The sequence below is a fragment of the Streptosporangium sp. NPDC087985 genome (genome assembly GCF_044741965.1).
GTDB lineage: Bacteria > Actinomycetota > Actinomycetes > Streptosporangiales > Streptosporangiaceae > Streptosporangium.
On record NZ_JBIUTQ010000003.1, the window covers coordinates 433,142 to 456,886 of the forward strand.

The 23,745-nt window shown below is 70.2% G+C and carries 23 protein-coding genes; 13 read left to right on the forward strand and 10 right to left on the reverse strand.

Going from position 1 to position 23,745, the window contains the following annotated elements; genetic code table 11:
* Window positions 1–51 precede the first annotated feature (51 nt).
* Window positions 52–1,170, reverse strand: a complete 1,119-nt coding sequence (fbp, locus tag ACIN94_RS10820) for a fructose-1,6-bisphosphate aldolase/phosphatase (RefSeq protein WP_400702805.1) — start codon at window positions 1,168–1,170, stop codon at window positions 52–54.
* Window positions 1,171–1,487: 317 nt separating this feature from the next.
* Here fbp and ACIN94_RS10825 point away from each other — a divergent pair, with 317 nt between their 5' ends.
* The 3 genes from ACIN94_RS10825 (at window position 1,488) to ACIN94_RS10835 (ending at window position 6,774) form a co-directional block, all read left to right on the forward strand.
* Window positions 1,488–3,164, forward strand: a complete 1,677-nt coding sequence (locus ACIN94_RS10825; RefSeq protein ID WP_400702808.1) for an NAD(P)H-dependent oxidoreductase subunit E — start codon at window positions 1,488–1,490, stop codon at window positions 3,162–3,164.
* Window positions 3,161–5,833, forward strand: coding sequence for a formate dehydrogenase subunit alpha (gene fdhF, locus ACIN94_RS10830; RefSeq protein ID WP_400702811.1), 2,673 nt, complete (start codon window positions 3,161–3,163; stop codon window positions 5,831–5,833). Before ACIN94_RS10825 ends, fdhF begins: the two co-directional genes overlap by 4 nt.
* 83 nt (window positions 5,834–5,916) lie before the next feature.
* Complete coding sequence (locus ACIN94_RS10835) at window positions 5,917–6,774, forward strand: universal stress protein (RefSeq protein WP_400702814.1); 858 nt, start codon at window positions 5,917–5,919, stop codon at window positions 6,772–6,774.
* A gap of 67 nt (window positions 6,775–6,841) precedes the next feature.
* Here the strand turns inward: ACIN94_RS10835 and ACIN94_RS10840 are convergent, their stop codons facing one another.
* A complete protein-coding gene (locus tag ACIN94_RS10840; protein WP_400702817.1) occupies window positions 6,842–7,741 on the reverse strand; it encodes a LysR substrate-binding domain-containing protein in 900 nt (299 codons plus the stop codon).
* Between the two features lie 183 nt (window positions 7,742–7,924).
* Here ACIN94_RS10840 and ACIN94_RS10845 point away from each other — a divergent pair, with 183 nt between their 5' ends.
* Genes ACIN94_RS10845 through ACIN94_RS10855 form a run of 3 tightly spaced genes read left to right on the forward strand, consistent with a single transcriptional unit; the run spans window position 7,925 to window position 11,350 of the window.
* Window positions 7,925–8,932 carry a diaminopropionate ammonia-lyase gene (locus ACIN94_RS10845; protein WP_400702820.1) on the forward strand — a complete coding sequence of 336 codons (1,008 nt, stop codon included), beginning with the start codon at window positions 7,925–7,927 and terminating at the stop codon, window positions 8,930–8,932.
* A complete protein-coding gene (locus tag ACIN94_RS10850; protein ID WP_400702822.1) occupies window positions 8,929–10,185 on the forward strand; it encodes a M20 family metallo-hydrolase in 1,257 nt (418 codons plus the stop codon). The genes ACIN94_RS10845 and ACIN94_RS10850 overlap by 4 nt, the downstream gene beginning before the upstream one ends.
* 13 nt (window positions 10,186–10,198) lie before the next feature.
* Complete coding sequence (locus ACIN94_RS10855) at window positions 10,199–11,350, forward strand: ArgE/DapE family deacylase (protein ID WP_400702824.1); 1,152 nt, start codon at window positions 10,199–10,201, stop codon at window positions 11,348–11,350.
* A 158-nt stretch (window positions 11,351–11,508) separates the two neighbouring features.
* Here ACIN94_RS10855 and tatA read toward each other — a convergent pair whose 3' ends face one another.
* The 4 genes from tatA to ACIN94_RS10875 all read right to left on the reverse strand — a co-directional run bounded on the left by tatA (window position 11,509) and on the right by ACIN94_RS10875 (window position 16,338).
* Complete coding sequence (gene tatA / locus ACIN94_RS10860; RefSeq protein ID WP_400702827.1) at window positions 11,509–11,778, reverse strand: Sec-independent protein translocase subunit TatA; 270 nt, start codon at window positions 11,776–11,778, stop codon at window positions 11,509–11,511.
* Between the two features lie 137 nt (window positions 11,779–11,915).
* Entirely contained in the window at window positions 11,916–12,935 is a 1,020-nt protein-coding gene (locus tag ACIN94_RS10865) for a YbhN family protein (RefSeq protein ID WP_400702830.1), read from the reverse strand.
* Between the two features lie 453 nt (window positions 12,936–13,388).
* Complete coding sequence (gene mgtA, locus ACIN94_RS10870) at window positions 13,389–16,007, reverse strand: magnesium-translocating P-type ATPase (RefSeq protein WP_400702833.1); 2,619 nt, start codon at window positions 16,005–16,007, stop codon at window positions 13,389–13,391.
* Window positions 15,991–16,338 carry an ArsR/SmtB family transcription factor gene (locus tag ACIN94_RS10875; protein WP_400703057.1) on the reverse strand — a complete coding sequence of 116 codons (348 nt, stop codon included), beginning with the start codon at window positions 16,336–16,338 and terminating at the stop codon, window positions 15,991–15,993. The genes mgtA and ACIN94_RS10875 overlap by 17 nt, the downstream gene beginning before the upstream one ends.
* Before the next feature lie 108 nt (window positions 16,339–16,446).
* Between ACIN94_RS10875 and ACIN94_RS10880 the strand changes: the two genes are divergently transcribed.
* The 4 genes from ACIN94_RS10880 (at window position 16,447) to ACIN94_RS10895 (ending at window position 17,878) form a co-directional block, all read left to right on the forward strand.
* Window positions 16,447–16,695 carry a hypothetical protein gene (locus tag ACIN94_RS10880; protein WP_400702836.1) on the forward strand — a complete coding sequence of 83 codons (249 nt, stop codon included), beginning with the start codon at window positions 16,447–16,449 and terminating at the stop codon, window positions 16,693–16,695.
* Window positions 16,696–16,764: 69 nt separating this feature from the next.
* The gene (locus tag ACIN94_RS10885) at window positions 16,765–17,274 is read left to right on the forward strand and encodes a transposase (protein WP_400702839.1); all 510 of its coding nucleotides are present in this window, start codon (window positions 16,765–16,767) and stop codon (window positions 17,272–17,274) included.
* Window positions 17,271–17,612 carry a zinc ribbon domain-containing protein gene (locus tag ACIN94_RS10890; protein ID WP_400702842.1) on the forward strand — a complete coding sequence of 114 codons (342 nt, stop codon included), beginning with the start codon at window positions 17,271–17,273 and terminating at the stop codon, window positions 17,610–17,612. The genes ACIN94_RS10885 and ACIN94_RS10890 overlap by 4 nt, the downstream gene beginning before the upstream one ends.
* Window positions 17,613–17,617: 5 nt before the next feature.
* Window positions 17,618–17,878, forward strand: coding sequence for a hypothetical protein (locus ACIN94_RS10895; protein WP_400702844.1), 261 nt, complete (start codon window positions 17,618–17,620; stop codon window positions 17,876–17,878).
* A 182-nt stretch (window positions 17,879–18,060) separates the two neighbouring features.
* Here the strand turns inward: ACIN94_RS10895 and ACIN94_RS10900 are convergent, their stop codons facing one another.
* Window positions 18,061–18,558, reverse strand: coding sequence for a winged helix-turn-helix transcriptional regulator (locus ACIN94_RS10900; RefSeq protein WP_400702847.1), 498 nt, complete (start codon window positions 18,556–18,558; stop codon window positions 18,061–18,063).
* A 75-nt stretch (window positions 18,559–18,633) separates the two neighbouring features.
* On the opposite strand from ACIN94_RS10900, the gene ACIN94_RS10905 reads away from it, so the two are divergent.
* Window positions 18,634–19,470, forward strand: coding sequence for an MBL fold metallo-hydrolase (locus ACIN94_RS10905; RefSeq protein WP_400702850.1), 837 nt, complete (start codon window positions 18,634–18,636; stop codon window positions 19,468–19,470).
* Here the strand turns inward: ACIN94_RS10905 and ACIN94_RS10910 are convergent.
* From ACIN94_RS10910 to ACIN94_RS10920, 3 genes are all read right to left on the reverse strand, one after another.
* Window positions 19,400–19,849, reverse strand: a complete 450-nt coding sequence (locus ACIN94_RS10910) for a hypothetical protein (RefSeq protein ID WP_400702853.1) — start codon at window positions 19,847–19,849, stop codon at window positions 19,400–19,402. The two genes, ACIN94_RS10905 and ACIN94_RS10910, sit on opposite strands and share 71 nt — an antisense overlap.
* 310 nt (window positions 19,850–20,159) lie before the next feature.
* The gene (locus ACIN94_RS10915; RefSeq protein ID WP_400702856.1) at window positions 20,160–21,014 is read right to left on the reverse strand and encodes an alpha/beta fold hydrolase; all 855 of its coding nucleotides are present in this window, start codon (window positions 21,012–21,014) and stop codon (window positions 20,160–20,162) included.
* 224 nt (window positions 21,015–21,238) lie between these two features.
* A complete protein-coding gene (locus tag ACIN94_RS10920) occupies window positions 21,239–21,817 on the reverse strand; it encodes a TetR/AcrR family transcriptional regulator (RefSeq protein ID WP_400702859.1) in 579 nt (192 codons plus the stop codon).
* A gap of 130 nt (window positions 21,818–21,947) precedes the next feature.
* Here ACIN94_RS10920 and ACIN94_RS10925 point away from each other — a divergent pair, with 130 nt between their 5' ends.
* Window positions 21,948–22,853: an NmrA/HSCARG family protein gene (locus ACIN94_RS10925; RefSeq protein WP_400702862.1), complete on the forward strand. Its 906-nt coding sequence runs from the start codon at window positions 21,948–21,950 to the stop codon at window positions 22,851–22,853.
* Window positions 22,850–23,731: a TIGR03620 family F420-dependent LLM class oxidoreductase gene (locus ACIN94_RS10930; RefSeq protein ID WP_400702865.1), complete on the forward strand. Its 882-nt coding sequence runs from the start codon at window positions 22,850–22,852 to the stop codon at window positions 23,729–23,731. The genes ACIN94_RS10925 and ACIN94_RS10930 overlap by 4 nt, the downstream gene beginning before the upstream one ends.
* Window positions 23,732–23,745: the final 14 nt, after the last annotated feature.

The following is a 23,745-nucleotide window of genomic DNA, read 5'->3' on the forward strand; positions in this document are numbered from 1 at the left end:
GCCGTCGTGCCGTGCTGCCCGATTGATATCGCCGGTCGATCGGCCGCACCGTCATGTGACAGGCATCGCGACCTCGGTGGTCATCGAGGTCCAGCGGCTCGCGAGGCGCTTGGCGAGGGAGGGCATGGTGGTGTACTCCAGGTCGGACAGCGGCAGCCGGTGTGGTTCGAACGGACCGTGGCGGCGGAAGTAGTCCATGATCTCGTTGGCCTGTTCGCGTGCGCGATCGAAAGCCGGGTCGGCGAACATGTCGCGCGGGCCGATCAGTTTGCCGTCGTGGAGCTGGAAGCCCAGGGCGACCACGCGTGGTGGGCCGTCGAACCGGGACGGGTGCGCGTGTTCGACCGAGACCGGCAGGAGCGGTGCGTGGTGTGAGCCGCGCATGCACCCGGCGACCGCGTACGGGAAGGCGAAGGGTTCCAGCACCTCGCCGACGGCGGGCAGGCCCGACTGGCAGCGGACGATCATCACGGGGTCGTCCTTGCCGACGTACTTGCCGGCGATGAGAGACAGCCGCTGGGTACTGGTCGCGGCCGCGGTCTCGCCGAGGGTCTTGGAACGGACGCTGTGAACCACGTAGCGAGCCGGGGCGCCAAGGTACATCAGCATGTCGTAGAGATCGGCAGGGCAGTCGAAGACGATGCGCTTCTCCTCGTACAGGTCGTAGACCTCGAAGCCGAAGCCGGCATGCATCTTCTCGTCGATGACCAGACCGGCGGTGTTGAAGGGATCGGCGAACATCTTGTACAGCGGCAGGTTCCAGGCCCCCGGTTCGGTCTTGTCGGCCAGGAAGCACAGGATCGGTTCGGAGGGGCGTTCCTCGAACTCCAGCTCGGCATAACCGGGACCCATGCCCCGCAGATTGCCGGAGAAGGCGTCCGACAGCAGGTCCTGGCCCGCGCCGTACAGGCCGAGTCCCTCCGCGATGTGGGTGGTGGCCTGAAAGGTGTCCCAGGCGAAGGAGTGGATCAGCCCCGCGTCGGTGCCGTAGGTGTGGGTCATGATGAGGGAGATGTCGTCGCCACAACTGGCGACGCGCCCGTCGATGATGAGCCCGGCAGCCATCGCCCGGTCGATCTCACGGTGGGCTTCGGCCATCATGTCCGGGTGCACGGCGGAGTGACCGACGAACCCTCCGGTGTCGGCCTTGATGATACTCAGAGTGATCATGACGATCGCCTCCCGTCAGCTCGTCCTTTCAACCTGGTCCGAACCCTTCCGGCTGGATAGGGCAGGAGGTCCTGAGGTGGGGGGACTTCCGTACCGTCGCCGGGTGCCGGCCCCGGCGCCGGGGTCCTCCGCCCTCCCCACTGTCGATGCCGTACGGCGGAGCCGACAGAGACGGAGGTCCCATCCCCTCAGGTAGTCCGGGCGCTCCCCGTGCTTTCAGGGTCGAGGGTCGAGAAACGGTAGAGAAGGACCAAAGGTCCTTCCTGGGCAGGCCTATGGATACTGAGGAGGCGGGTGGGCAGGTTCAAGATGGGACTATGAGTTCGGCCGGCCGTCTGGATGCCTTCCGCGCGCTGGCCAACCGGTGCGGACGTCCCGGTGTCCGATTGACAGAGGCCCTGGCCGGGGCCGCTGCCGGTTCGCCGGATGGACCGGAGGCGTGGGCGCCTGCGGTGGCCGGGCAGTTCGGCCTGCCGGCGGCCGCGGGGCTGGGGCCGGCCACGTTCTATGCCGACCTCGCCGCCCGGCACGGCCGCCGTCACGTGCGGGTCTGTACCGCCGCGGCCTGCTTCGCCGCCCGCGCGGGCCGGCACCTCGCCGAGGTCGAGAACGCGCTCGGTGTCGTGGTGAACGGCGTCGACCCGCAGGCCGAGGTCTCGCTGCAGGGTGTCCGCTGCCTCGGCTACTGCTACGCGAGCCCCGCCTGCCTCGACGGCGACACGCCCTGCACCGGCCCGGCCGTCGCCGCCCAGCTCTCCGGCCGGGCGCTGCCACGGGCACCCTCGATCCCGGCCGCCGACGTCACCGGTGACCCGGTCGTGCTCGCCGGTGTCGTCGCCGGGGAAACCGCCTGGCAGGTGTGGCCCGAAACCGTGAACACCCGCAGCCGAGAGCAGGTCCATGCCGAGGTGACGACCTCCGGACTGCGGGGCCGGGGCGGGGCCGGATTCCCGGTGGCCGCCAAGTGGGCCGCCGCGGGTGGCTCGCCCGACACCGTGGTGGTGGCCAACGGAGACGAGGGTGATCCAGGCTCCTACGCCGACCGGCTGCTGATGGAGGACGACCCGGAACGGGTGCTGGAGGGGCTGGCGCTGGCCTGCTACGCCTGCGGGGCCGGCCGCGCCGTGGTGCTGGTGCGCTCGGAGTATCCGCGGGCACTGGCCCGGATGCGGGCCGCGGTGGACCGCGCGTATGCGGAGGGGCATCTGGGCCGGAGGGTCCATGGCAGCGACGTCGACCTTGACATCCAGGTGGTGGAGGGCGCCGGTTCCTACGTCGCCGGCGAGGAGACCGCTCTCATCGCCGGACTGGAAGGGGACCGCGGGTGCGCGCGGCCACGCCCGCCCTATCCGACACAGCGGGGACTGTGGGACGCCCCGACCGTGGTCAACAATGTCGAGACGCTCGCCGCCGTCCCGTGGATCGTGCGGCGAGGCGGGGCCGCGTACGCCCGCCGCGGCACCCGGGCCGAGACCGGTACGAAGCTGGTCTGCCTGTCTGAGCGGTTCGCCCGGCCCGGCTGTTACGAGGTCGAAATCGGCACGTCGGTGCTCCGCATCGTCACCGAGCTGGGCGGCGGCCTGCGCGAGGGGGCGGAGTTGAGCGTTCTGCAGGTGGGCGGCCCGCTGGGAGGCTTCCTCGCCCCCGGCCGGCTGGACGTGCCGCTGACCGAGGCCGGGCTGGCGAGCTGTGGCGCCGCGCTCGGGCACGCCGGTTTCGTCGCCTTCGACCAGCGTGTGGAACCGGAGGAGGTGCTGCGGCATGTGTGGGAGTTCGCCGAGGCCGAGAGCTGCGGGGCCTGCTCGCCCTGCCGGGTCGGTTCCCGCCGGGGACTGGAGCTCGCCTCGGCCGATGCGCCGCCCGGCGAGGAGTACGCGCGGCTGCTCCGGGTGATGGGTCAGGCCAGTCTGTGCGCCTTCGGACGGCGGGTACCCGCCGCGGTGCGCAGCGTCGCCCGCGCCTACGGGGACCGGCTCAGGAGGTGGGATCCGTGAGGGTCGACGTCGACGGTGTCACCGTCCGGCTGGAAGACGGGGCCTCGCTGCTCACCGCCGTGCGCTCGGCCGGCGTCGAGCTGCCCACGCTGTGCCACGACGACCGTCTGGCCCCGGCGGGCTCCTGCCGTACCTGCCTGGTGAGATCCGGTGGGAACGTGGTGGCCGCGTGCGTGAGCCCGGCCGTCGACGGAGCCGTGATCGAGGTGGCCGACGGCGAGCTGCGAGCGCTGCGTCGCGACGCCGTGGAACTGATCGTCGCGGCCCTGCCGCCCTACGCTCTGGACGGCGGCGCGGACGGTGGCGAGCTGGCCCGCCTCTGCCACTCGCTGGGGATCGCGCCGGAGACCGCCCGGGGGCGTGGTGGCCGAGGCCGCGACGAGACCCACCCCTATGTCCGTCTCGACCGGGATCTGTGCATCGCCTGCGGTCGGTGCGTGCGCATGTGCGCCGATGTCCAGGGCACATTCGCCCTCACCCTGGTCGGCCGGGGCGCCGACACGGTGGTCGCCCCCGGTACGGGCGGGGCGTGGGCCGACTCCGACTGCGTCGCCTGCGGCGGCTGCGTCGACACCTGCCCCACCGGGGCGCTCACCGAGCCTGGACTGCCGCTCGGCGGGACGGCGGTTCCCACGCGCACCCGTACCACATGCGGCTACTGCGGTGTCGGCTGCTCCCTGGAGGTGCTCACCCGAGACGGCCACGTGGCGGCCGTCCTGCCGGACCACGAGGGCCCGGTCAACCGCGGGCATGCCTGCGTCAAGGGCCGCTTCGCCCACGGCTTCCTCCGTTCACCGGAACGGCTCACCCGGCCGTTGCTGCGCCGCGACGGCCGCCTGGAGCCGGTGACCTGGGCGGAGGCACTCGACCACGTCGCCCGCGGCCTGCGGGCCGCCGTCGCCGCGGGCGGTCCCGACGCGGTGGCCGCGATCTCCTCGGCGAGAGCCACCAACGAGGAGAACTACCTGGTCCAGAAGTTCATGCGGGTCGCCATCGGCACCAACAACATCGACAACTGCTCCCGGCTCTGCCATGCCCCTTCGGCCGCCGGGCTGACCGCCTCGTTCGGCCTGTCCGGAGGCACCGATACCTTCGACGACGTCGAGAGGGCCGACTGCCTGCTGCTGGTAGGCGCGAACCCGGTCGAGGCCCACCCGGTGGTCGGCGCGCGGTTGCTCCAGCGGGTCCTGCGCGGGACGCGGCTGATCGTCGCCGACCCGCGGGCCGTCGGGCTGGCACGCTACGCCGACGTGCACCTGCGGCCCCGCCCCGGCACCAACGTCGCTCTGTTCCACGGGCTGGCGCACATGTTGCTTGCTGAGGGCCTGATCGACGAGGAGTTCCTGCTCCGCCGAGCCGACGGCCTGCCGGAGCTCACCGCGCTGCTCGCCGACTACCCACCGGACCGGGTGGCCGCCCTCACCGGCGTCCCGGCCGAGGAGGTGGCCGCCGCCGCCCGGCTCTACGGGCGGGCCGAGCGGCCGGCGATCGTCTACGGGCTGGGCGTCACCGAGCACCTTCACGGCACTGACGGGGTGCGTGCCCTGGCCAATCTGGCGATCCTGTGCGGTGCGGTCGGGACCGGCCGCGGCTTCGGGGTGAACCCGCTACGCGGCCAGAACAACGTCCAGGGCGCCTCCGACATGGGCGCGCTACCCGACGTCCTGCCCGGGTACGGGAAGGTGACCGATCCGGCCGCCCGGGCCAGGGCCGCCGACGTCTGGGGGGTGCCGGTCCCGGACCGGCCCGGGATGCGCATCCCGGAGATGTTCGCGGCCGCCCGCGCGGGAGCGCTACGGGCGCTGTGGATCGTGGGGGAAGACGTCTGCGCCACCGACCCGGACGCCACCCGGGTCGCCGAGGCTCTGGACGCCTGCCCGCTCGTCGTCTGCCAGGAACTGTTCCTGTCCGAGACCGCACGCCGTGCCGACGTCGTGCTGCCGGTCGCGTCCTGGCTGGAGAAAGACGGCACGTTCGTCAACTTCGACCGCCGGTTCCAACGGGTGCGTCCCGCGCTGGACCCGCCGGGAGAGGCCATGACCGACTTCGCGGCCGTACACGCCCTCGCCTCGGCGCTCGGCGTGGACCTGGGCTGCCGGACGCCGGCCGAGGCGCTGGCCGAATGCGGCCGGGTGACGCCACTCTTCGCGGGGCTGTCCCATGAACGCCTGGACCGGGAGGGCGCCGTCCCGTGGCCCTGCCCGGACCCCGGCAGTTCCGGGGAGGCCACGCTCTACCGGGAGCGGTTCGCCACACCTGACGGGCTGGCCCACCTCGCCGCCTGCCCCTACCTCCCGCCGGGTGAGGAGCCGGACGACCACTACCCCCTGATCCTGGTCACCGGGCGGCGCTGGGCGCACTACAACTCCGGCAGCATGACCCGCCGCACGGGCAACATCCGGCTGGACAGCGCCGACTGGCTCGACCTCCACCCCGCCGACGCGGCCAGGTACGGTCTCGGCGACGGTCACCCGGTCACGGTGGAGAGCCGCCACGGCCGGGCCACGCTGATCGCCCGGCTCAGCGGCGACATGGCACCCGGGCAGGTCTTCTGTGCCTTCCACTTCCCGTCCAGCGGGGTGAACACCCTCACCTCCGGCCACGCGGACACCGTGACGTCATGCCCCGAGTACAAGGTCACCGCGGTGCGGCTCCATCCCGGGCCGTGACACGCCGGCGCGCTGATGTGAGGGCCCATCAACGGGGTGCCCCGGTACCCGCCCCGGGATGGAGCCGGAGGAAGGAGGACGGCATGATCGTGATTGGGGTCGACGGTTCGCGAGCCGGTCTGAGGGCTGTGAACTGGGCGATGCGCGAAGCCGATATGCGTGGTGCCGGAGTGCGCATCGTGAACGCTGTGCCCACCTGGGCTTACAAAGCGCCAGAGGACGCCCCCTACGCGTACGCGGGCCGTCTGGTGCGTGAGAGCGCCACGTCCGTGCTGGCGGACGCACTGAGGCGGGCTCACAGCCAGATGCCCCGGATCGAGGTGGAGACCGAACTGCTGTGGGGAGACCCCCGGCTCAGCCTGATCAGGGCCTCGAAGGACGCGGAGCTTCTGGTGGTCGGCAGCCACGGGCTGGACGGTTTCCGGGGGCTGCTGCTCGGCTCGGTCGCGCTGGGTGTGTCCGGTCAGGCGACCTGCCCCGTGGTCGTCGTCCGCGAAGGGCGCGCACAGCCGCGCAACGAGGTGGTCGTCGGTGTCGACGGCTCGCCAGGCTGCGCGGCGGCGATCGAGTTCGCCTTCGCCGAGGCCGATCTGCGCGGCGCCGAACTGCACGCCGTGCACGCCTGGGGTGAACCCGTCGCCGGCTTCAGGTCCGAGGTCATGCCGGCCGCGATCGACAAGGCCGGCGCGAGACGGCTCCTGCTGGCCGAGGTGGTCACGGGCCAGAGGGAGCGCTATCCCGACGTCAAACTCGTGGAGCGCATCGAGCGGGGGCATCCGGTGGATGTGTTGAGGAGAGCCTCCACCCGGGCCGGTCTACTGGTGGTGGGGTCCCGCGGGCGCGGCGGCGTCGCCGGGATGCTCCTCGGGTCGGTGAGCCACTCGCTGCTCCACCACGCGGTCTGCCCCATCGTCGTCATCCCCGTCGCGGGCGGTGCCTGACCGCAGCCATCCCTGAGCATCACAGGCAACACACTGACCCGCTTCGCGGGTTCTCATGGGCGGGATCTCACGGCGAGTGATCCGCCTGCCGGAGGGCTTGCCGGCAGACCTGGACGGCGGGATGCCCGCTGCGCCCGCGGCGCACGGCGGTGAAGATCCGGCGTGCCTGCCAGCCGCGCGGGAGCGGGCTCAAGGCGACGGTCGGCGGGCGACCGCACCACACGAGGTCGGGGAGCAGTGCGGCGGCGTGGCCCTGCTCGACCAGCCGCACGTGGAAGAGGATGTCGGTGGACTCGAACCGCACGTCGGGTTCGAAGCCCGCGTTGCGGCACAGGGTCATCGACCAGTGCCGGGCGGCGGTGCCCTCCGGTTCCATGACCCACGGCTGGTCGGCCAGTGCCCGCAGCGCATCCCGTGGGCCAGCCGGGGCCGCGGCCTGGGGCTGGGCCAGCCGCAACAGGTCCTCGCGCAGGTCCTCCTGCTCCAGTTCGGCGGGCCTGGTGTTCGGGTTGCCCGGGTACTCCTCGGCGATGACCAGGTCGAAGTCGCGGGCTAACAGCGCCGGCAGCGCCCGTTCCGGCTCCATCTGGGTGACCTGGACCCGCAGGCGGGGGTGGGCGTCGCGCAGCAGGGTCAGCGCGGTCGGCAGCAGGGACAGGGCCGCGGTCTGGAAGGAGGCGACATGCAGGGTGCCGGTCAGATCGGTCAGGGAGGTGGCGATGTCGGCCTCGGCCTGCTCCAGCCGTTCCAGGACCGCCTCGGTATGGGCGACGAGGATCTCGGCTTGCGGGGTGAGCCGCACGCGTCGGCCCACGGGCTCCAGGAGCGGGACACCGGCCTCCGATTCCAGTAATGACAGTTGCTGGGAGACCGTGGAAGGGCTGTAGGACAGGGCTGCGGCGACCGCCGCGAGCGTGCCGCGGTGCTTGAGCTCGCGCAGCAGGCGCAGCCGGTGCAGGTCGAACACGGGCCCTCTATCAGTCGGTTTTCCTGATGAATACTAGTCGAAAACATTCGCTGGATCGAAGATAGGGTGGGATGGCACCTTGGGTGTGTGATGGTGATCCCTTCTACCGGTGCACCGAGCGGTCCGCCGTGGTTCACGCGACCTGCGGCCCGGCTCTGGACCTGCGCTCCAGCTCCGGCCGGCGTGCGGGACTTCCACGCGGGCCTGCCCGGCTACGGGCCCACCCCGCTGACCGAACTTCCCGCCCTCGCCGGGGATCTCGGTGTCGGCCGGGTGTTCGTCAAGGACGAGTCCTCCCGCCTGGACCTGCCCGCGTTCAAGGCACTGGGCGCCTCCTGGGCGATCCACCGGGCCCTGTCGCGGCGACCGCCCGAAGCCCGCGTACGGCTGGTCACCGCCACCGACGGTAACCACGGCCGCGCCGTGGCCCGGATGGCCCGCTTACTTGGGCACCGCGCCCACATCTTCGTCCCCGACGGCGTGCACGGGTCGGCCGTCGCCGCCATCACCGCCGAAGGCGCGCGGGTGACGCGGATCCGCGGGAGCTATGACGAGACCGTACGGCAGGCGGCCACAGCCGCGGACGAGCCGGATGCCGTGCTCGTCCAGGACATGGCCTGGCCCGGCTACGAGCAGATCCCCGGCTGGATCGTCGAGGGCTATTCCACCCTCTTCGCCGAGATCGACGCGCAGTTGAGTGATGCCGGCTCGCCCGGGCTGGTCGTCGTCCCGGCAGGGGTGGGTTCGCTGGCCCAGGCCGCCGTCACGCACTACCGCAGCCGCCCGCCGGCCCCCGCCCTGCTGTCAGTGGAGCCCGACACCGCGGCCTGCGTTCTGGCGAGCCTGACCCGGCGGCGGCCGGTCAGCGTGGAGACCGGTGTCACGACCATGGCGGGTCTGAACTGCGGCACGCTCTCCAGTCTTGCCTGGCCGTACCTGCGTGACGGTCTGGACGCCGCGGTGGCGGTCACCGATGCCGACAGCGCCGCCGCGGTCCGCGACCTGGCGACCCTCGGCGTGTCCTCCGGCCCCTGCGGCGCCGCCTCCCTGGCCGGCGTCCGGGCCGCGCTGACCGGCACCGGAAACGCCGAGCGCCGTGCCGCCCTGGACGTTGGATCCCACACGATCATCGTCCTGCTGAGCACCGAAGGCGCCGCCGCCAACCCGCACGCCCTGGAGGAGACAACATGACCGACATCATCACGGTCAACCGCGACCGCCTGTGGCGGTCCCTGATGGACCTGGCCGAGATCGGCGCCTACGACGATGAACGCACCGGGCTGCGTGGGGTGAACCGCCTGGCGCTGACCGACGCCGACGCGGCCGGACGGCGCCTGGTCATCTCCTGGATGGAGCAGGCCGGACTGACCGTGCGCATCGACAAGATGGGCAACATCTACGGGCGTCGGGACGGCGCCGACCCCGAGGCCCGGCCCGTGCTGACCGGCTCGCACATCGACAGCGTCGCCACCGCGGGTGCGTTCGACGGCTGCCTGGGTGTCCTGGGTGGCATCGAGGTGCTCCGCACGCTCAACGAGCGCGGCATCACCACCCGCCGCCCGATCGAGGTCGCGGTCTTCACCGAGGAGGAGGGCGTCCGCTTCGGCACCGACATGCTCGGCAGCGCGGTCGCCGCCAACCGCCTGACCCTGGACTACGCCCACGCCCTGACCGACCGCGACGGCGCCACCCTCGGCGCCGAACTGGCCCGCACCGGCTTCGTCGGCCTGGCCGGTGAGCGGCTCGATCCGCCGCACGCCTATGTGGAATGCCACATCGAGCAGGGCCCCGTCCTGGCCCAGGCCGGGGTCGAGATCGGCGTCGTCACCGGCGTCCAGGGCATCTCCTGGCAGGAGATCATCATCCACGGCCGCGCCGCCCACGCCGGCACCACTCCCACCGAACTACGCGCCGACGCCGGACTGGCTGCGGCCCAGATCATCGTCCATCTGCGCGCCATGGTCGATTCCGGCTCCTACGATGACCTGCGCGCCACCGTCGGATACCTGGCCGTCCATCCGGACCTGACCAACATCGTCCCGGCCCGCGCGGAGCTGACCGTCGACCTGCGCAACCCCGACGACACTCACATGGCCCGCGCCGAGCAGGACCTTGCGGCCTTCCTCCGCACGCTGGAAGAGAACGGCCTGAGCATCTCCACCCGCCGGATGGCCAAGACCGCCTACGTCCCCTTCGACGACACCGTGCAGAAGGTCATCGCCCGTGCCGCCGACGACCACGGCCTCGCCCACATCTCCCTGCTGTCGGGAGCGGGCCACGACGCCCAGGAGATCGCCGTGCTCTGCCCCACCGCCATGATCTTCGTGCGGGGCGAGTACGACGGCATCAGCCACAACCCGCGCGAGTACTCCACGCCCGAGGCCTGCGCGCACGGCATCGACGTCCTGGCCACGACCCTGCTGCGCCTCGCCGACCAGAATTGAACAGAAGGACACCGTGCCCTCAGCCAGCGAAGACCCTGTCCGGCTTCTCGCCCGTCTCATCGCCATCGACTCCGTCAACCCCGGTCTCGTGCCGGGGGGCGCGGGTGAGACCGCGATCGCCGATTTCTGCGGCGCATGGCTCACCACGCGCGGATTCGAAATCCACCGCCTGGAAAAGCGCCCCGGCCGCCCGTCGATCGTCGCCGTAGCCCGCGGTACGGGTGGCGGAAGGTCGCTGATGCTCAACGGGCACCTCGACACCGTCAGTCTCGCCGACTACGACGGCGACCCGCTCGATCCACGGACACACGACGGAAAGATCTTCGGGCGGGGCGCCTTCGACATGAAGAGCGGTGTCGCGGCCATGCTGACGGCCGCGGCTCGCGCCGTCGAGCGAGGGCCGCTCCGCGGCGACATCATCCTGGCCTGCGTCGCCGACGAGGAACACGCCAGTTCCGGGACCGAGGAGGTGCTGGACTCCTTCACCGCCGACGCGGCCATCGTCACCGAGCCGAGCCACCTCGAAGTGACACTCGCCCACAAGGGCTTCGCCTGGTTCGACGTGGTCATCGAAGGCCGCGCCGCCCACGGATCACGCCCCGAGCTGGGCATCGACGCCATCGCGAAGGCCGGCCACTTCCTCGTCGCCCTCGAGGCCTGGGGGCACCACCTCGCTCAAGCCCCGCCACACGCGCTACTGGGCACCGGCACCGTGCACGCCTCCGTCATCCACGGCGGTGAGGAAGCCTCGACCTACCCGGCACGCTGCCAGATCACCATCGAGCGCCGTACCGTCCCCGGTGAGAACGCCCAGACCGTGCAGGCAGAACTCACCGGCATCCTCGACGACCTCACCGCCACGGTCCCCGGCTTCCGCTACCACCTGCACCCCGGCCTGCATCGCGAGCCGTTCGAAGCCGACCCGCACTCACCCGTCGTGCGCACCGTGCTCCGCCACGCGGAGCGGGCGCTCGGGCATCCGCCCATCATCCGTGCCGAACCCTTCTGGACCGACTGCGCCCTCCTGGACCGCGCCGGAATCCCCTGCCTGCTCATCGGCGTCGATGGCGCAGGAGCCCACGCCGCCACCGAATGGGCCGACATCGCCTCCCTGCACCTCCTGACCGGCATCCTCACCGACACCATCTCGGACTTCTGTTCCTGAGCCGGGCAGCGACGGAATCGGCGAATCACCGGGGTCCTGGGCATGGAGCACCGATCCCGCCCTGCGCGGACGGTGCCGCGGATCCCGGAGGCCCGGAGGCTGAGGAGCCGCTCATGGTCTTGAAGAAGATCGTGTCAACGCAGAAGAAGCCGCACGGATCATTGCGCTCGATCCGGCCCCTGAATTTTCTGCTGATTCCGCTGCTCCGCGCCCTGCGCACGCAGTTGCGCCGCCCGATCCTCCAGTTCCCGGGCCTGCTCCTCGATCGACGGTTCCGGCTCGTGCAGCTTGGTCGTCTCCGCCTTGAAGATCCGCAGCGACCGGCCAAGGGATCTGGCCGTGTCGGGCAGTTTCTTTGATCCGAACAGCAGGACCACCACCACCGCGACGATCAGCCAATGTGTTGGACTGAGCCCACCACTGAACATCCGCTGTGCCTCCCCTTGCCTCTACGGCACCAGCACTGCCCGCAGGCCGTACCGCCACCAAACACATGCCGACTTGCGCAAGTAATTTATCAAGAAGGTGGCTGACTTGGTAGCGAGCGTCAGCACCTGACGAGGCTTCACGGCCGCTTCCAGGTGGTCAGCGACCATACGGTCCAGGCCAGCCAGCCCACCGGGATCTCGATCAGGTGAGCGAATATCCAGAACAGCAGCACGGAGGCCGTGGCCGCCGCCGGGGCCACGCCGAAACCGAGGAGTGCCAGCACGGTGGCCGACTCGCTGATCCCGGAACCCCCAGGCGTGATCACAGCCGTGGTCAGCACCCGGTTGACCGCGAACGCGGCGATCGCCTCGGGGATTGCGATCTCGCTGCCGGTGGCCTGCAGGCAGCCGATGAACAGCACACACTGCAGTCCCATGTAGGCGATCATGCCGAGCGTGAGCCGCGGCCACCTGGTGCGAGTGATCTCGATCGTGGAGTGGCGCAGGTCGAGCAGCAGCTCCCGCATACGTCGCTTCCGTTTGATCGGCAACGCCCCGATCACCCGGTCCATACCCCGGCCGAGCAGGTCGGCCACGTGCTCGCGGTAGAGCGCTGCGGACAGGAGCGCCACGATTCCGAGCAGCAGGGCGCCACCGGTGCCGGCGGCCACGGCCAGCCGGTGGTCAGGCACCTGTCCGGCACCGAGCAGGCAGATAAGCCCTACGGCGGGCAGCAGGAAGCGCGAGAGCATGTTCCACACGCCCGTCACCACCGTCGACACCACCACCGGCTGGCGCTTGAAACCCCACGTCGTCGTCATCGCGAACGTCATGGCCACGCCCACGGCGCCACCGAACGGGAGCACGTTGCTGACACCGCTGCCGACGCAGTTGATCAGCAGTGCCCGCCACTTGCTCAGCCCGGGAAGCGAGGCGCTGAGTACGAACGTGTACGCCCAGAGCCCGGCAGCCCACAGGGCCGTCAGTACGGCCACCGTGCCCCAGCCGACCTGCGCGAACCGGTCGTAGAGCTGCCCCCAGGTGGTGCCCGCGATGCTCGGCAGAAACGAGATGAGCACCGCCGCGAGGGTCAGGGAGACCAGTGGCACGATGACCCTGCGGATCAGTGAGTGGCCTGCCTTTACTTCTGCATGCATGCTCTGCACCGAGCCGTGCCCTCTCGATCGTGTCCTCTTCGCCGTACTCTTTCATGGCCGGATCCTGGCCTCGCGACGTCGCCGACTCGATCCAGCCGAAGGTGGCGCCGCGCCCCCCTCAGCCCCTACCTGCGCACCGGTGTCCAAGACCGGCCGGCTTTCCGGCTCCTGCGCCGGTTAGAAGCCGGTCAGCGTCAACTCGTAGAGGTCGAGCAGGCACATCAGTGCCCACAGCATGACAGTAACCATCCGCTGCGTCCCGCCACGAGGGTGAGCCGCTGTCCGCATGTCCACCTCCCGCCACAACGGTTGCTACATTGCGCAACTATACAACTGGCGGCGATCGTCCGGAGGAGAGATAAGCATGAGCGCACTCACCACAACCCGGCATCACAGTCGCCCTGGGCACGACGTGCGTGAACAGCCCCGCCCCCACCGCGCCGCCCTCGACTCTCAGCGGTGAGGCCCGCTCGGCCGACGACGATCTCCGCTCCAATCTCTCGTACGGCTGAGCACCACGAGCACCCCGCCGTACACCGTCATTACGATCATGAGGAGCAGGTAGTACGTGACGGGCAGAGTGGTCAGGCCGAGCGCGGGAGCCAGCGGCGAGAGCGGCAGAAGCAGGCCCACGGCGGCCAGCGCGCCCGTCGCCGCCCACAGCGGCCGTGACACCTGCCAGTGCGGCCGGAGCAACAGCATGATCAGAGCCTGGGTGAGCAGGTTCTCGATGAACCAGCCCGTGTGGAAGGCCTCCTGGCCGCCCACCTGGGCAGCCTCGGGCACGACCCACTGCAATATGGCGAACGTGGCCAGGTCAGCGGTCGTGTTGAGCAGACCGAAGGCGGCGATGAAGCGCAGGATGCCGCGTGGCCGCAGCTGAGCGGGACGGCGCATGAGGGCGGGGTCGGCCCGGTCGAAGGCGAACGCCAGCTGGGCGGCGTCGAAGCAGAGGTTCTGCACCAGCACCTGGGCGGGAAGCATGGGCAGGAAGGGCAGCAGCAGCCCGGCTCCGAGCATCGCGATGACGTTGCCGAAGTTGGAGGACAGGACGACCCGCAGGTACGTGGCGATGTTGCCGGTGCTGCGCCGTCCGACCACGATCGCCTGGTCGATGGCCGTGAGGTCCTTGGTGGCCAGCACCACGTCGGCGGCCTCGCGCGTCACGTCCACCGCGTCGCGTGGGCAGATGCCGACATCGGCGGCCTGCATGGCGGGCAGATCGTTCACGCCGTCGCCGAGGAAGCCGGTCGTGTGCCCGCCTGCCCGCAGGGCCCGCACCAGCCGGGCCTTGTGCGCGGGCGTGCAGCGGGCGAAGACGGTCGTCTGGCGGGCGAGGTCGGCCAGAGCCTCGTCGTTGAGACCGTCGAGGCTCCCCGCGGTGACAACCGCGCCCGGGTCGAGACCCAGGTCCTGGCAGACGCGGGCTGCGGTGGACGGATGGTCACCGGTGAGAATCTTGATCGCGACTCCGCGCCCAGCGAGATCGGTCAGCGCGTCCGCGGCATCGGGCGCGAGCCCGTCGAGCAGCCCGACGAAACCGACGAAGGTCAGTTCATGCTCGTCGACGGGGCGGTGGGAAGCGGGCCGCTCGGCCAGCCCGACGGCGAGCACCCGCAGTCCGTTCCCGGACAGCCGCTCGGCAAGCTCCCGCACACGCTGCCTGGCCGCCGGATCGAAGTCGGCCTCCCGCGTTCGGGTGCAACGTTCCAGCACGTCCTCGACGGCCCCCTTGACCACCACAACGTGCGTGGCAGGGCGGGCCGGATGCCGCACGACCGCGCAGGAGATGCGGCACAGCGGATCGAACGGCAGGACGTCCACGCCCTCGTAGTCGCCGAGATCCGGCTCGGCCTGGAGGATCGCCTCGTCCAGAGCGTCAGGTGTGGGAAGGTCAGCGAGCTGGAGCGTCCAGAAGCTGCTGACGGCCGCCCAGCGCAGCACCTCGGGATCCGGTCGGCCCGCCGGGTCCAGGGAGCAGTCGAACACGGGCCGGTCCTGCGTGAGGGTGCCGGTCTTGTCCATACACAGAACGTCGACCGCGCCGAGATCATGCAGGGCGGGCAACCGTTTGACGATCACGCCTCGGCCCCGCGCGAGGGCGGCGGCCCCCCTGGCCAGCGCCGTGGTGACGATGACGGGCAGCATCTCGGGCGTCAGACCGACCGCCACGGCGGCGGCGAACGGCATGGCCTCCAGACCACGACCGTGGAAGACGGTGTTGGCCACGAGGGCGAGCGGCGGGATGAGCAGCATCAGCCGGACCAGGATCCAGGAGATCCCGTTCACCGAGCGGTCGAAGGCCGACAGTCTGCGTACGGTCGTCTGATGGGCACCGACGAAGCGGGTGCCGGCACCGGTGGCCACGATTACCGCGAGGGCGCTCCCGGAGGCCACGCTGCTGCCCTGCCAGCACAGGTGACCCTGCTCTTCGCCCTCGGGAACGTCGACCGCTCGCTTGGCCACGGGGACGGACTCGCCGGTCAGCGCCGCCTGGTGGACTGTCAGGCCGCTGGATCGCAGCAGCCGCAGATCGGCAGGGACCAGGTCGCCGGGCCCGAGCTTGATCACGTCGCCTGGCACCAGCTGGTCGACGGGAATCTCCCTGTCCAGGGGTGGGCTGTGCTCGTCGAGTCGCCGCTGCACCGTCGCCGTGGTGGCCACCAGCCTGCGCAGCGCCGCCGTCGAACGGTCTGCCCGGTATTCCCCGTTGGACCTCAACACGCAGCTGACCACGACCAGCATCATGATGACGCAGGCCGTACCCCACGAGGCGATGATCGCCGAAACCAGCCCGAGGCAGAGCAGCACCAACGTGAAGGGGTCCCGGAAACTATGGGCCAGCCGCCGGGGCCAGGAGGCCGGCCGCTGAGCGGCGATGCTGTTCTCGCCGTACAGCAGCAGGCGCTCCTCGGCCCGCGCCTCCGTCAGCCCTCGCGGCCCGCTTTCCAGCAGGCGCAGCACCTCCAGAAGAGTGAGCCCGGAGATATGGGCGGGGGAAAGGCGATCAGGCAGCCCGTCGCCCCGCAGATCCCGCGGCGGGGATGCCTGGGCCTCAGGCGCCCAGACCACGGAAGCGCCCCACCGCCTCGGGGCGGCCGACCCGCTCTGCCAGCCGTCCCATCAGCCACTGGACCATGGTCACGATGTCCTGGTCGTCGACCAGGTAGACCACGCGGCGCCCCTCGCGGCGCGACCGCACCAGCCCGGCCAGCTTCAGCTTCGCCAGGTGCTGGCTGACCGCGGGAAGCGCGCCGCCCACCCGCTCGGCCAGCCCGCTCACGTCGCACTCGCTCTGCGCCAGGACCCACACGATGTGCAACCGCGCGGGCGAGGCCAGCAGCCCGAACACCGCAGCAGCCTCGGTCAGCACCTCGGCGGGTGGGTCGTCGAAGGCGCTCATCGCCACTGCCGCTCTCCCATCCGCCTGGTTCCGCAAGTGGCCAGTCTAGGCATAGAAACCGTCCGCTGATTCTCCGTGTTTCTTGATGAGGGTCAGCGAGCTGCCTCGTTGGACCTGCTGCATGAGTACTTCACCTTCCGCCAGGGCCGGTTCGCGACGGTCAAGGACTGCGACGCGGCGATCCGGACAGCCCGCCGCGAGATCGACTGGATGGGACAACTGCCCGCCCAGGCCGCCCAGGCGGTGTTGAAGACGTATCGGCAGGCGTGGGCGAATTTCTTCAACCCCGACCACCCCGCCCGGCGGCCCACGTTCAAGGGCCGGGTGCGGTCCCGGTTGGCCGTGGACGTCCCCTAAGCCCGCGATCTGCAGATCAAGCGGGTCAACCGGCGCTGGGGCGCGCTCAATCTGCCCAAGGTCGGGCGGGTGCGGTTTCGCTGGACCAAGGACCTGCCCGGCCTCACCAGGGGCGGCCCCGCCGGACAGATCACGGGAGCGCGGCTGGTCAAGGATGCTCACGGCTGGCAGGTGGTGTTCCGTACCCAAATTCTCCTCGCGCCGGCTCCGGCCGCGCACCCGGGCCACACGGTCGGGATCGACCGGGGCCTCACCGTCGCGCTGGCCCTGTCGGACGGCACGATGCGTGAGCACGCACCCTGGCTCACGCAGGGGGAGAAAGAACACCTGCGCCGGCTGGAGAAGACGTCGGCTCGCCGGCGTGCGGCCCGGCCGAAGAAGACCCGCCCCTCGGGGCGGGAGCAGCGTACCTACGATCAGATCGCCCGGCTGCGCGCGAGAGCCAAGCGCCGAGCCGTCGACTGGCAGCACCAGACCACCACCGAACTCGCCGACGCCTTCAGCGTGATCAAGGTGGAGAACCTGAAGATTACGAACATGGTCCGCTCGGCCAAGGGCACGGTCGAGGCCCCGGCGTGAACGTCGCACAGAAGGCGGGGCTGAACCGGTCGATCAGCGGCGAGGCGTGGGGCCGGACCGTCACCCTGCTCGAATACAAGAGTGCCGACCGGGGCGGACAGGTCGTCAAGGTTCCCGCCCCGGGCACCTCACAGACGTGCCACCGATGCGGTCACCGTGATGCGGCCGGCCGCGACAGAACCGTGTTCGCCTGTACCAACCCCGTGTGCGGTTGGGTCGGCCATGCCGATACCAACGCCGCGATCAATATCAACAACGCCGTCGGAACGCCGGTGTCAGGACGTGGAGACCTCGGGGTTACCCGGTCGGTGAAGCGTCAACCCCCGCGCGCCGCTTGACCGCGATGCGACGGGAGAGTCTCCGGCCTTCAGGCCGGGGAGGAGTTCAATCCACCGCGCTGGACATCATCGACGCGGCGAACGCGCTGGCCACCGAGGGGCACCCGGTCGACCACGATGACCTGGCCACCATCACCCCGTACATCACGCATACCATTCGCCGGCTCGGCGACCTCGTGCTCGACCTGGACCCACCCGACGCGGTGCCGACCACTCGGCTGGACCTCGAACCGCGCGCCCTGTTCCCCGGCGGACCCTCCGCCTGACGGGCCGAGCGGCCACTCTCAAAACCAAGGTTCCGCGACAGCCGTGCACACGACTTAGGACATCGACACGAATCTTGCGCACTCGGGCGGCCGCGCGGAGTGTCCCGTATGCCGTTCCTATGTGAGACATCATCTCGGGCGACGTCGGTTGGCGCCTTGGGCCATGGCCGACGGCCTGGCAGCTACGAGGAGTTGGTGGCAGCGAGGTAGGCCGCGTTCAGGCGCTCGCGAACACTCGGTGATCGCGCTGGGAGTTTGGAGCCAAGGTGCTCGCGGCGAAGCTCGTCCATGAACTCTTGCCAGAGCGCGGGGCCGCCTTGTTCAAGCAGCACGGCGCGAGCGTTCAGCGCGCTGCTCGTGGGTCGGTGGCGAAGTCCCCAGCTGCCCAGCTGCGCGAACACGGGTACGAGTTGGATCGCGGGTTCGGTCAGGCTGTAGCGTGCCCGCTGGCCGGGTCGTGTGTCCTCGCGGGTGAGCAGTCCCGACTTGACGAGTCGCTTGAGTCGGTCGGCGAGAATATTTGAGGCGATCCCCTCGATTGAGTTGGCCTGCAGCTCTCGGAAATAGCGGCGGTCTCCGAAGACGATGTCGCGGAGGACGATCAGGCTCCAGCGATCCCCGAACACCTCGATGGCGGCGTTGATCGGGCACTCCGACCGCAGCTCATTCGCTTCGCCCATAGTGCTTGCAATCTACCACCGCCAGGTACTACCGTCTCGACGAGCGGTTGCAAATCACAAGCGGAAGGGGCCACCGTGCTGAGGCAGGTCGCGGAGGGCGTGCTGGTCCACGAGAGCGAGTTCGTGCAGAGCAACGCCGTTGTCGTGCAAGGCCGCGCCGGCGTGTTGCTTATCGACCCCGGGGTGCAGGACCACGAAATGGCCTGCCTCGCGAGCGACCTGTTCCATTTGGGCCAGACCGTTGTGGCGGGCTTCTCGACGCATCCGGATTGGGATCACCTACTCTGGCACGCCCAGCTCGGCGCGGCCCCTCGTTACGGCACGGCGCGCTGCGCGGCCACTGTCCGGGATCAGCTGTCCGACCCGGGTGCGAAGGCCGAGATAACCGCCCACCTGGAACCGACGGGCATCGCCGAGCAGGTCCCGCTGGACCTGTACGGCCTCATCACAGCCCTGCCCGCTGAGACGGCGCGGATTCCGTGGGATGGCCCTCAAGTCCGGATCATCGAGCATCAAGCGCATGCACCGGGCCATGCGGCGCTGTTCATCGAAGAACGCGGGGTTCTCGTCGCCGGCGACATGCTCTCTGATGTCTTGATTCCGATGCTCGACTTGAACGGCACCGCTGACCCGATCGAGGACTACCTCGCCGCGCTGCGGCTGCTGGAGGGTGTGGCAGACGATGTCGATGTCGTTGTCCCTGGCCACGGATCAGTCGGCGGAGCTGATGAGGTACACGCACGGATCGAGCGGGATCGGGCGTACGTGCTCGCCTTGCGTGAGGGCCATGTTCCCAGTGACCCGCGGGTCGGCCCATCGGCTAAGCCTGGCTGGGAGTGGGTCAGCGATGTGCACAACGGGCAAGCCCAGCGCCTCGCCCGACGAAGCGAGCGCGACGGGACGCCCGGCTAGCTCGCGGTAGTGCCAGCCCAGCGATTCCGCGGCTTCGTCGAGGGACAGCGACCGGTCCAGCCCACGCGGCCCGCTTCTCGATCACCAGCCGCACCTGCCCGGGAGTCAAGGCGTCGATGTCCGCCAGTGCGTACAGGTCGTAGGAGCGGCCCTTCTTCTCGAACACGTCGGCCACGGCCAGGTGGCCCGCCTCGGCGAGGGTGCTGATGTCGGCGGGCTCGACGTCCAGGCCAAGGCGCTCGCCGAGCCGATCCGCGCACCGGTCGGCGCCGATCGGGTGCTCGGCGCCGACCTTCTTGACGATCGTGGGCACCAGTTGGCGCATCTCGTCAAGCTGGTCGGGCAACCAACCGCGGGCGTGTCCCGGTTTGGGCAACATGCCGGCCGCCTCGGCGCGCTCGAACTGCCACCGGGCCAGCCGGACCTCGTCGGCCAGGACCGAGGGGCTGAAGTAGCTGGGGTGCTCGCCGTCGTCGGTCGTCGCCTCGCCTGCTGCTCGTAGCCGTGCAACTACGTCTTGTTATCGGACAGGTTGAGTGTCGCAATGGGTACCGACAATTCCGCTCTCGTCGCCAACCTACCGGATAATAGGCCATTATCCGGTAGAGCGATCCACAACGGGGATCGGCGACCTGGGTGAATGTGTCGTCGACCGGTACATGACTCGTGCACGTTATCCGGTAGGTCGATCAGGACAGGAAGTCCGCGATGGTGTCGAGCCATATGCGGGGCTGGTCGATGTGGGTCATGTGGCCCGCTTCCTCGATCACCACGGCGCGGGCAGTAGGGATCAGTCGCGCGGCGTCTTCGGCCAGGGCCGCGGGGAAGGTCATGTCCTGTCGGCCGTGGAGTAGGAGCAGCGGAATGTCGAGGGCGACGAGCCGCTGGATCGTATCCTGGTGACGGGCGGCGGGCAGGGTTCCAGTCTGCAGGGGACGCATCCACTCGGCGGAGAAGTGGACGCCCGCCAGGCGCTCCAGGTAGGCGGGCAGGACGTCCGGGCGCCAGACGTTCGCCGCCGCCGAGGCGAACGCCGCCGCGCGGGTGAGGTCGGGGCCTGACAGGTCGGGGTCGGACCACGCGGCGACTTCGGCGGCGAGTCGTTCCTCGCGTTCGCTCCAGCCGTCGAAGGCGTCGGGAGGCACCGGCAGAACGCTGCTGGAGGCGATCACCAGGCGTCGGACTCGCTTGGGTGCGGCCAGGGTCAGGCGCTGGGCGATCAGGCCGCCGTAGGAGAAGCCGAGGACGTCGGCCTGTGAGACGCCCAGCGTGTCCAGCAGGACGATGAGATCATCGGTGGCTGCGGCGGGGGTGTACTGGTCGTCGGCGAGGCCGCGGGTGGAGCGTCCGCAGCCGCGCAGGTCCGGCAGGACCACCCGGTGCCGGTCGGCGAGTTCGGCGAGGGGCTCGCGCAGGTAGGTGTGGTCCCAGTCGGGGCCTCCGTGGATCACCAGCAGGGTGCGATCGGCGGGGCCGGGGGTCTGCGCGACGAACAGGTCGACGGCGGGTTCGGTGGATACGGCGATGGCGCTCTCGGTGAACATCCGGCCATTCTTCCAACCGTCCTCAGCGCGGCTGGAACGGGTGATGCCTGAGCCTTTGTGAAAGCCCAGACATCATTCGTCGCAGTGGTTATTCGGTGCCGCTTTCGGAGTGACCGAGCTTCTTCGGATCAGGCTGCTGCCACCTGGTCCGTGGCATGTCAGCCCATGTGCGGGTAGCGGTGGTCGGTCGGGGGGACGGCAGTCACCGCAGGACGAACGCGGGCTCACCGCTCGCTGTGGGTGTGAGGTCCTTCATGAGGGCGCACGCCGTCGATGGCGAGTGCGAGCAGCCGGTCGGCCTCGGCCGCACCACCGGGCTCCTGCTCGGTGGCCAGCGAGATGGCGCTGACGAGTTTGAGCAGATCGATGATGGCGACGTCGGGGCGGATGGTGTGCGCCTGGCGAGCATGCTCCAGCAGCTCGCCGCCGGCCTTCACGATCATCGTGTGGCAGGTGGCGCCCAGCGTCGGGTCGCCGTCGTAGGCGCCGCGCATCAGCGACGCGGCCAGGCCGCGGTTGGACGCGGCATGTGTGCCCACGGCGCGGAGCCAGGTGAACAGGGCAGGGCCGGGATCGAGGTCGGCGGTCAGCTCGGACGCCTTCGCGCAGAGGGTCTCCACCCGGTCGCGGAAGACGGCCTCCAGCAGCGCCTGACGGGAGGGGAAGTGCCGGTGCAAGGTGGCGGAGCCGACGCCGGCGTGTCGGGCGATCTCCTCCAGGGACGCCTCGGCTCCGTGCTGAGCGATGGCCGCGCCGGCCGCGACGAGGATCCGGTCGTGGTTGCGGCGCGCGTCGGCGCGCATCGGGCGACCTTCTTGAGGCACTGGATCTCCACTCGGCTTGCTAAACGGGGTAGCCCCCCATATGTTAGCCGAAAATAAGTGGAGGGCCTCCCCGTTTATGTGGATGGCACTCTTCAGGAGAGGTACGTATATGGGAAAGACTGTTGTGGTGGTGGGCTCGACTGGCCTGCAGGGGCGGGTCGTGACGGCGCACCTGCTCGACGGCGGCTGGCAGGTGCGGGCGCTGACCCGCGATCCGGACAGCGCGTCGGCGCAGGCCCTGGCCGCGGCGGGAGCCGAGCTCGTACGCGCTGATATGGAGGTCCTTGGTTCTCTGGTCGCGGCAGCCGAGGGCGCCTACGGCATGTTCAGCGTCCAGCCCACCGTGGGCTCACCCGGCACCCCACCGGACTTCACGGCCGAGGATGAGGTCCGCTGGGGCGTCAACGTGGCCGAAGCGGCTCGCGCCGCAGGCATCCGGCACTTCGTCTTCACCTCCGTCGCCGGCGCGGGCCGCCACGACGAAGAGGTGCTGCCGCGCAACGTCGTGAGCAAGTGGCGGATCGAGCGGCACATCGCCAAGCTCGGCCTGCCTGCGACCATCCTGCGGACGGTCTCCTTCATGGAGAACTACACCGGCGGCTACCACCTGCACGAGGGCACGGTGACCACCGCGTTCGAGCCGGACGTGCCGCAGCAGATCATGGCCGTCGACGACGTCGGCGTGTTCGCCGCCCTGGCCTTCGCCCGCCCGGACGAGTGGATCGGCAGTGCGATCGACCTGGCCGGTGACGAGGTGACCCCACGGCGGATCGCCGAGGCCATCGGGGGGGCGATCGGGCGGCCCGTGCCGTACGTGCGGCTCCCGATCGAGACGATCCGGCAGGTCGGCGAGGAGTTCGCCTTCGCCTACGAGTGGCTCAACACGCTCGGCTGGCGGGCCGACATCGCTGCGGCGCGGCGAATCCACCCCGGCCTGATGGACCTGCACACCTGGCTCGACCGGACCGGTGCCGCTCAGATCGAAGCCTTCTTCGACGCTCGGCAGGACGTATGAACGGCCATGGATTCGATCTCGGGCACATCGGGATCTGGGCGGGAGATTTCGACAGCTACCCCGCGGCCACCCTCCGCGAGGCGGCGGTAGCGATCGAGGACTCCGGTTACGGGACACTCTGGTTCCCCGAGACGGCAGGGCGGGAGGCCATGGCACAGGCCGGGATCCTGCTGGCGGCCACCCGGCGGATCGTGGTGGCCGCCGGCACCGCCGACATCTACGCGCGCGACGCGGTGAGCACCGCGGCCGCGCAACGCACCCTCGATGAGGCGTTCCCCGGGCGCTTCCTGCTCGGGCTCTGGGAGAGTCACCCCAGCCTCGCCGAAGACGTCCGCGGCCATCGCTTCGGCCCTCCGCGGGAGACCATGCGCGGCTACCTCGACACGATGGACGCCGCCCCGTTCGGGCCGCCCGGCTCGCCTGCCGCGCCACGTCGGGTGCTCGCCGCGCTGGGTCCGGATCTGCTCGCCCTCGCCCGCGAGCGGGCCTGGGGGGCGCACCCACTGGGCATGCCGGTCGAGCACACCAGGACCGCCAGGGCACTGCTCGGTCCGGATGCGCTGCTGGCCGTCACCCAGCTCGTCGTCCTGGACCCGGACCGTTCCGCCACCGCCGACCTGGCCCGCTCCTATGCCGCCGCGCTCCTCCCCAACCGTCGTGCACTGCTGCACGACCTGAGATTCGAGAACGTCGACTCCCTCGACGACCGGCTTGTCAACGCGCTGGTGAGTCGCGGGTCCGCCGATGCCATCGCACACCGCGTCGAGGAGCACCTGGAGGCCGGAGCCGACCATGTGAGCCTCTTCGTTGTCACGGCCACACCACAGACCCCACCCCTGCGTCAGTGGCGTGAACTCGCCGAACGACTTCTGATCTGACGTCGGTGACGAGC

What these genes read in the sequence shown, in the direction of transcription:
- fbp (WP_400702805.1), bottom strand. Translation starts at nt 1,170, where the DNA reads ATGATCACTCTGAGTATCATCAAGGCCGACACCGGAGGGTTCGTCGGT.
- ACIN94_RS10825 (WP_400702808.1), top strand. Translation starts at nt 1,488, where the DNA reads ATGAGTTCGGCCGGCCGTCTGGATGCCTTCCGCGCGCTGGCCAACCGG.
- ACIN94_RS10835 (WP_400702814.1), top strand. Translation starts at nt 5,917, where the DNA reads ATGATCGTGATTGGGGTCGACGGTTCGCGAGCCGGTCTGAGGGCTGTG.
- ACIN94_RS10850 (WP_400702822.1), top strand. Translation starts at nt 8,929, where the DNA reads ATGACCGACATCATCACGGTCAACCGCGACCGCCTGTGGCGGTCCCTG.
- tatA (WP_400702827.1), bottom strand. Translation starts at nt 11,778, where the DNA reads ATGTTCAGTGGTGGGCTCAGTCCAACACATTGGCTGATCGTCGCGGTG.
- ACIN94_RS10865 (WP_400702830.1), bottom strand. Translation starts at nt 12,935, where the DNA reads ATGCATGCAGAAGTAAAGGCAGGCCACTCACTGATCCGCAGGGTCATC.
- ACIN94_RS10875 (WP_400703057.1), bottom strand. Translation starts at nt 16,338, where the DNA reads ATGAGCGCCTTCGACGACCCACCCGCCGAGGTGCTGACCGAGGCTGCT.
- ACIN94_RS10895 (WP_400702844.1), top strand. Translation starts at nt 17,618, where the DNA reads ATGCGACGGGAGAGTCTCCGGCCTTCAGGCCGGGGAGGAGTTCAATCC.
- ACIN94_RS10900 (WP_400702847.1), bottom strand. Translation starts at nt 18,558, where the DNA reads ATGGGCGAAGCGAATGAGCTGCGGTCGGAGTGCCCGATCAACGCCGCC.
- ACIN94_RS10910 (WP_400702853.1), bottom strand. Translation starts at nt 19,849, where the DNA reads ATGTTGCCCAAACCGGGACACGCCCGCGGTTGGTTGCCCGACCAGCTT.
- ACIN94_RS10915 (WP_400702856.1), bottom strand. Translation starts at nt 21,014, where the DNA reads ATGTTCACCGAGAGCGCCATCGCCGTATCCACCGAACCCGCCGTCGAC.
- ACIN94_RS10920 (WP_400702859.1), bottom strand. Translation starts at nt 21,817, where the DNA reads ATGCGCGCCGACGCGCGCCGCAACCACGACCGGATCCTCGTCGCGGCC.
- ACIN94_RS10925 (WP_400702862.1), top strand. Translation starts at nt 21,948, where the DNA reads ATGGGAAAGACTGTTGTGGTGGTGGGCTCGACTGGCCTGCAGGGGCGG.
- ACIN94_RS10930 (WP_400702865.1), top strand. Translation starts at nt 22,850, where the DNA reads ATGAACGGCCATGGATTCGATCTCGGGCACATCGGGATCTGGGCGGGA.